General features: G+C 60.9%; 7 protein-coding genes. 2 read left to right on the top strand and 5 right to left on the bottom strand.

The window, feature by feature from the left end; translation table 11 throughout:
- Together VIG90_RS04905 and VIG90_RS04900 are read left to right on the top strand one after the other, a co-directional pair.
- On the top strand, positions 1-981 hold a 981-nt coding region (locus VIG90_RS04905), incomplete at its 5' end, for a M24 family metallopeptidase (RefSeq protein WP_331592339.1).
- The gene (locus tag VIG90_RS04900; protein ID WP_331592338.1) at positions 978-1,802 is read left to right on the top strand and encodes an alpha/beta hydrolase; all 825 of its coding nucleotides are present in this window, start codon (positions 978-980) and stop codon (positions 1,800-1,802) included. The genes VIG90_RS04905 and VIG90_RS04900, both read left to right, overlap by 4 nt.
- A gap of 120 nt (positions 1,803-1,922) precedes the next feature.
- On the opposite strand, the gene VIG90_RS04895 is transcribed toward VIG90_RS04900, so the two are convergent.
- The 5 genes from VIG90_RS04895 to VIG90_RS04875 form a co-directional block, all read right to left on the bottom strand.
- Complete coding sequence (locus VIG90_RS04895; RefSeq protein ID WP_331592337.1) at positions 1,923-2,201, bottom strand: hypothetical protein; 279 nt, start codon at positions 2,199-2,201, stop codon at positions 1,923-1,925.
- Entirely contained in the window at positions 2,198-3,241 is a 1,044-nt protein-coding gene (locus tag VIG90_RS04890; RefSeq protein WP_331592335.1) for a class I SAM-dependent methyltransferase, read from the bottom strand. Before VIG90_RS04890 ends, VIG90_RS04895 begins: the two co-directional genes overlap by 4 nt.
- Positions 3,242-3,254: 13 nt before the next feature.
- The gene (locus VIG90_RS04885) at positions 3,255-3,950 is read right to left on the bottom strand and encodes a hypothetical protein (RefSeq protein ID WP_331592334.1); all 696 of its coding nucleotides are present in this window, start codon (positions 3,948-3,950) and stop codon (positions 3,255-3,257) included.
- Complete coding sequence (locus VIG90_RS04880) at positions 3,947-5,335, bottom strand: MFS transporter (RefSeq protein ID WP_331592333.1); 1,389 nt, start codon at positions 5,333-5,335, stop codon at positions 3,947-3,949. The genes VIG90_RS04885 and VIG90_RS04880 overlap by 4 nt, the downstream gene beginning before the upstream one ends.
- A gap of 191 nt (positions 5,336-5,526) precedes the next feature.
- Positions 5,527-7,086: TonB-dependent receptor (locus VIG90_RS04875; RefSeq protein WP_331592332.1), on the bottom strand; the 1,560-nt coding region annotated here is incomplete at its 5' end.

Genomic DNA, 7,086 nt, shown 5'->3' with positions numbered 1-7,086 from the left:
GATCCCGAGGTCGAAGACCCCGAGCATGTCGAATACGGCATGAAGTGGCCAATCAATTACAATAGCCTTTCTCCGCGTGACGAGGAATACCTCAAGCATATGGAAAACAACCGAGGCAACGCTTCGGTCAACGCCCTTTATGCGCTCAAGAAAGCCATTCAGCAGGCTGGCTACGCGAACGGCAAGCTGGGTGCCGATGATCCGCGGGTCGGCCCGTGGCTTCAGGAAATCGGACTGAAGGATGTTCAGGTCCGCGACGCCTACACGACGTTCCGTGAAATCCGCATGGTCAAGAGCCCGGCAGAAGTCGAGCTGCTGCGCAAGGTCGCCTCGATGAATGAAGAGGCCTTGAACGCCACGATCGCCCAGGTGCAGGTCGGCATGCCCCGCACCGAACTGGAAATCATTTACAATGTCGAGATCTGCAAGCGCGGCGGCCGCCCGATCTATCTGGCGACCGGTCAGCATGGCACGAACAACAATCTCGGCACGGTGCTGGAGGGCAAGACCCTAACGTTCGACGGTCTGTGTCATTATCAGTACTATCATGGCGACCTCGGCCGCATCGCCTTCTGTGGTGAGCCGGACAAGGAAACCCTGAAGCGCGTCAGGGCCATCGAGATCGGCTGCCAGACCGCACTGGAGATGATCCGGCCGGGCCTGACCGGGCGCGAGTTGACCGATGCGGTCGTGCAGGCCGTGCGCAAGGCGGGCTTTGAAGGCTTTTTCTTCTGCACGCCGCACTCGCTCGGCCTGGAGCATTCCGACCACAAGCTGCCCATCGGCCCCACCCTGCCTGGCGGAAACGGCGAGTTCGTTCTGGAAGAAAACATGTGTCTGTCTCTCGACATGCCGTACTATGAAATCGGCTGGGGCAACCTGCACATGGAAGACCAGCTGCTTGTCACGGCCAATGGCGTGGAGCCGCTGACCAGCTGCGATACGTCCCTGCGCGTTCTGCCCGGAAAGGCGGACGCATGAGCAGTGCCGCCGCATCGGTCCGCCGGTCCTACATCGATGGACGGTGGGGGCAAATCCATCTGAGGGTAACGGAAGCAAGGAGCGGCAGCACGCCGCTCCTTCTTTTGCATCCAACGCCCAAATCCGGCTGGATCTACCAAGGCCTCATGCAGGAGCTTGGCCGCGATCGCACGGCCATTGCACCCGATACGCCCGGCTACGGCGCAAGCGATGCGCCCCCGGCGCCAGCCTCCATCGAGGATCTGGCAGGCGAGATGATCCATGTCCTCGAACAGCTGGCACTGGGCGGAAAAATTCCCCAAGGCCCGGTGGATATCCTTGGCTACCATACCGGGTCCGTCATCGCGACAGCCATGGCACGGCTTCACCCTGACCGGGTGCGTCGGCTTGTTCTCGTTTCGCTGGCTGCCTATGATGCCGACACCCGGCGGCAGAAGCTCGAGAATCTGAAAAGCTGGCGCGGCCCCCAGGAAGACGGCTCACATCTCACTGCCATGTGGCAGCTGATGCAGTCCCTCTTCGATCCGCGAGTCAGCCCGGACTGGAAGCATGCATCACTGACGGAGAACCTGCGTCCGGGAGCCCGGGCGCCGTGGGGATATGATGCGGTATACCGCTACGATTTCCAGGCCGCGCTCGATGGCCTGAGCCATGAGACCCTCATCCTTAACCCTGAGGATGACCTGTGGATTCCCACCCGGGACAATTGCGCTCGCGTGCAAGGTGCGCGCTACGTGGAGCTGCCTGGCCTCGGCCACGGCCTGTTCGATCTGGAAACGGGGCGCATTGCCGGGCTGGTCCACGAATTTCTCAGCAGATAGGTCCTCTGGCTGCTCGGCCGCACAGCACACATGATAAAGCCGCACCACCCGGGGTGGTGCGGCTTTATGTTTACATCGGCCTACGCAGAGGATTCCACGTGGTCCCGAACGACGCCAGCGTTAGCCTTCGGTCTTGCCAGACAGCGCACTGACAACCGTGTCGATCAGGTGCTGGCGCTGCGTCTTCAGCTCGGCCTCGAAAACTGCGTCCGGCTGAAAGCTGTTGATCTGACTGGCCGAAATGCCGTGCTGTTCCAGCACCTTCTCCATGATGGCCATGCGATCCTTCACAACCCAGAGTTCGCGCGCGAGTACAAGGACCGCCGTGCCCAGATTGTCGATCTGATCCTCGCCCAGAAACTGACGGGCCGGCGGATCGGTCGGACGATTCTTGCTCATTCCGGCTTCACTCCAACAACGTAGTAGGGAACCTTCAGCGGCTCGAAGCAGCCGGTCTTCACATCGACAAACCCAGCGGCCTCGCAGTGAGGTCCGAAATCCATCGAAGCCGTTGCACGCCAGAAAGGCTCCCCGCCATACTTGGCAAGCCAGTCGAAACGCCAGGACGCCAGCTTGTCGATGTCGTCATAACGGGTCACATCAGCCATCAGCACAGTGCCGCCCGGCTTCAGGATACGGTAGGCTTCCTTGAAGAAGGCATCGACGATCCGCGGCGGAATCTCATGGTGAATGGCGTAGGACGTCACCATGTCGAAGCTCTCGTCTTCAAAGCCGGTGTCCTCGCCGACACCAACGACGAGATTCCACTTCTTTCCAAGTTCATTGCCGACGCGCTGGGCCTGCTCCAGCATGCGCGGAGACGGGTCAATGCCCCAGATCTCCGCATCAGGGAATACCTCGGAGAGCGCCACCGTGTAGTGACCCGACGAGGTGCCGATTTCGAGGATCTTCTTGTAATCGGTGCGCGGCGCAAGGCGTGCGACTTGACGGCGTGCGCCATAGACGTCGCCCGGATAGACCTTGGAGACGTATTTCTTGTGAACGATCTCGCCGTGGATGAAGCCATGATGCGGGTTGCCGTCCCAACCGCCATGGGTGCGGTGGAACCAGCTCTTGGCCCAGTAGTCCGGTGCACTGAAGCCGTCGCGGTAGTCGATCGTGGTGGGACCGTTCTCCGTCAGCGCCAGCTGATCGGCAACCTGCTCCTTGATTTCCTCGAACGCCTCCTCGGCACTAACGCCATGGTAGGTCCAGCAGTAATCCCCCAGGAGCCCCCGGGTACGATAGACATCAGAATTCACCAGGGCTGCATCAATGACGCGATGGCGTTCGTCCATGTCATCCGGCAGTGTATCCGCCGTAATGCCCTTCGCAGCCAGTTCGGCCTCGACGTCGCGCTGGAGACGGTTCGCCGTCTGCCGTGCGGTGACCTCGAAGTCCATGAGGGCCCGGCCACGCTGCGCCAGTTTCACATCCATGCGATGTCCCCTTTTACTCGTTCCACTCAATACCGGCCTTGAGGAACAGCTCACGGCCGCCGCGCAGGTCGAAAAGCGTCAGCTTCTCTTCCCGCATGCGCTTCTGGTTATGGGCCAGATAGGCCGTGCGTTCCTCGGCGGCTTCGATAATGCCCTCCAGCAGGTGCTGGGGAATCACCATCACCCCGTCCCGGTCCGCGATAACCAAATCGCCCGGGTGAACCGTAACACCACCGCAACTGACCGGCACATTCACGGATCCCGGTTTGGCCGCCATGCGATAACGCAGTGTGGAGCCCCTACAGAAAACGGGCACCTCGCGGGTTTGAATTGCCGGCGCGTCTTGAACGAGGCCGTCAATCACCACGCCAGCCACGTCCTTATGGCGCGCAGAGAGGGTCAATCCACCCCCCCAGGCAGCAAAGCCGTCTCCGGCCAGGCCGCCAGCGGCAACCACGATGACGTCTCCTGGCTTGGCGATGCCAGTTGCTGCAATCGACATCATCATGTCGGTGCCTGTCGGCGCGACGGTCACGGCAGGCCCGACCGCCGTCCACTCGTTCAACAGCGGACGGATCGCACCGTCCATTAACAACGGTTCTGGCAGCAGCGGAAGAACAACTTCGGTCTTCAGCGCCCGGAACCGGGCAACGAGCCTCGGGTCCGGACGGCTGATATTCACATTCACGACATGCTGCGGGATGCTCATTTCGCCTTCAGCTCCTTAAGCGCCTTGGCGTCCAGCTTGTAGTTCATCATGAAGAAGAAGCTGACGCCAGCCAGGATCGCCGGAATGACGGCCATACCCAGATACAGGGCTTGGACAGCGTCCGCCGACTGCTCGACGACCGCTCCGCCGGTGGTGGCGGCATAGCCAGCCATGGCAAGAATGAGACCAATGAGGCCCGGCCCGATTGCAAACGACAGCTTCTCGACCATCGCATAGATGGAGGAGAACACGCCTTCGCGGCGTTCGCCGGTAACCTTGCGATCATACTCCATCACGTCAGGCAGCATCGAGATCGACATCAGCGTCGTACCGGTTGCGGCCAGACCGTTCAGTGCGCCGCGCAGCCACAGATCCCAGATGTTGTTGGTAGGACCGGTCAGGAGCCAGCTCAGGTACATGACGGTGAGCAGGATGATTGCCGCCATATAGCCCTTGGTCTTGCCGTAGCGCTTCCCGATCCAGGTCCAGAGCGGAACCGAAATCATGCCGACGATGTTCTGCGAGATGCTCAGGTGCATCAGCCCGGTGTAGCCGACCTTCATCACATTGAGCAGGAACAGCAGCTTGGTCGTGGTAAAGATGGAGATTGCCAGAAACTGGGTCACCTTCGCGCCGATCAGGAGCACGAACGGCTTGTTGTTCCACAAGGAGCGCACCTGTTCCATGCCCGGCATGTGCGATTTCGGCTGCGCCTCGGCGCGGCGCGCCTTGCTGGTGCCGAAGAAGCAGATGGTCATGGCCGTAAAGATGACGGACGCACAGGCCGCGCCGAGGACGGCGTAGCCCCGCTCGCCGCCGCCGACCCAGTCCACCAGCGCGGCAGTGCCTGCCATGCCAGCCATCTGGCCGACTGCAACGAAGAACGTGCGGAACGATAGCAGGCGGGTGCGCTCGTTGTAGTCGTCGGTCATTTCGCCCGCCATGGCGATGTACGGAACGGCAAACAGCGAATAACCGGTCGAATAGATGATCAGCGCGATCGCCATGTAGATGATGAGCGCGTTGCCCTCCAGCGAGGGTGGCATGAAGATCATGAGAAAGGAGAACGCCGAGACGACGGCACCGGCCAGCAGGTAGGGACGCCGCCGCCCCCAGCGAGATTTCGTACGGTCGCTCGCCACGCCGATCACGATATCCGCAAATACGTCGTAGAGCTTGGAAATGGTCAGCAGCAGGCCCGCGAGCGCGGCAGACTGCCCCAGCACCGTTGTCATCAACGCCGGGAAGAAAGTCGTGATCGTATTGAGTAGAATGGCAATGCCAAGCGAACCGACGCCAAACCCAAGGCATACGGCCAGCGGCAACCGAACTTCCGTCGCCGCGCTTGCCTCACCGTGCCCAGTCGCTTCTGTTTGTGCTTTCACGCGACACGACTCCCTTTCCCTATGAAGGTGCAACTTTATTGCACGACTGCGCGCAAACGCGCAAAAGTTCGGGTTTTATCCGGCTGACGATTATTGCAGCCCGTTGCTCGTTCCGGAAACAAAAGAAAACCCCGGCAGCCTTGGAAGCTGCCGGGGTTTTCAATCAGACGCAACCGTCTGGCAGGGAAGTCTTAGAACTTCACCACGCCACGAACGCCCACGGTCCGACGCTCCGGTGCGGCCAGAACAATGGTGTTCAGGCCCTGCAGCGCGCTGCCGTTCGGGTTGGTGTTGCGCAGGAGGTTCGACGGAGTCTTCTCGTTGAAGAGGTTCCGCACGAACACTTCCAGAGTGTAGGTTTCGTTGTTGATGCCTGCACGCAGGTTCACCTTGTGAGCATCACCGATGTAGGTGACGTTGGACGAGGTGGCGTACTGCTTGCCCGTGTAGACGTAGTCGAGGCGCACCATGCCGTCCCAGTCCTCGTTGATCGGCTGGGTGTAGGTCGCCGCCATCGAGCCCGAGAACTCCGGATAGCGCTCCATCAGGTTGCCGACCGGGTTGGCCACGCCGTCAATGGCAAGGCACTCGGAGCAGCTGGTGAAGCGGATGTCCGTCTTGGCCCAGTTGAAGGTGCCGTCGAACGTCAGGTTGTCGGTGGCGTGGAAGGTACCCTCGACTTCAACACCCCACAGGTTGGTCGAACCGTCCGGGAAGGTGATGGTTGCAGTCGAGGTGGTGCCGCCAACGTTGTACGCCAGATTCTGGTTGATCTGACGATCGCGCCATTCGCCATAGTAGAAGGCGGTCATCAGGCGCAGACGACGGTCGAAGAAGTCGCCCTTCACGCCCAGTTCGTACATGGTCAGCTTTTCTTCCGCCACGGCGACCGGAATATCGCGGCCGGCGTTGGCGGTCAGCTGAGCCTGAACCTCGGGGCTGAACGCGGTGAAGTTGGAGTTGAAGGTGCCCGGACGGGTGCCCTTCGACCACGACACGTAGGTGGAGATGTCGCGGGTCACTTCATAGTTCAGGATGACGCGCGGCGAGAAGGACTTGAAGGTCTTCTCCAGATCCGAACCGGTCGGGGTCATCACCACGTGGTTGATGGTGTCCCACTGATAGCGGGCTTCCGCGTTGAGCTTCAGGGCTTCGGTCAGCTCATAGCTGGCCGAACCGAACACACCGAAGGTCTCGGCGCGGTAGTCGGTCGGCTGGCTCAGGTTCATCAGGCCCTGCGGCCGGAAGGCGCGCATCTGCCACTTGATGCTCTCGTCGTAGTAGTTGCCGCCGAACATGTAGGAGAACGGACCGTCGGAGTCCGACGCCAGGCGCAGTTCCGCCGAGGTGTTGACGATGTCGTACGCCAGCATCACGGTGGAATAATAGCCAGTGTCATCTGCACGGTTGTAGGTGTCGGTCAGCGCGCCCCACTTGTTGCCGTTGTGGCCGAACGAGCCCGACAGCGTGTAGCCGTTGGAGAACTCGTAGTCGCCCATCAGCATGGTCTGGTAGGCCTGGCGCTCGATGCCGAGGTGGTCGATGAAATCCTTGCCGATGATGTTCTGCGAAGCCAGCAGGCCACCGAAGTTCGGGGTGCCGCCCGGCATGATGTTCTGCGACATCTTCGACTTGTCGAACTTCACCTTGCCGCAGATGTGGTTGAAGCCAGTGGTCGAGCCGACCGGGACGCGAGCGTTGCCGCCCAGGTTGCAGTTGTACGACTCTTCGCCCAGCAGCGCCTGCGCGGT

Source organism: Pedomonas sp., from assembly GCF_036515995.1.
GTDB lineage: Bacteria > Pseudomonadota > Alphaproteobacteria > Sphingomonadales > Sphingomonadaceae > Pedomonas.
This window is presented reverse-complemented; position numbering and strand designations above follow the sequence as displayed.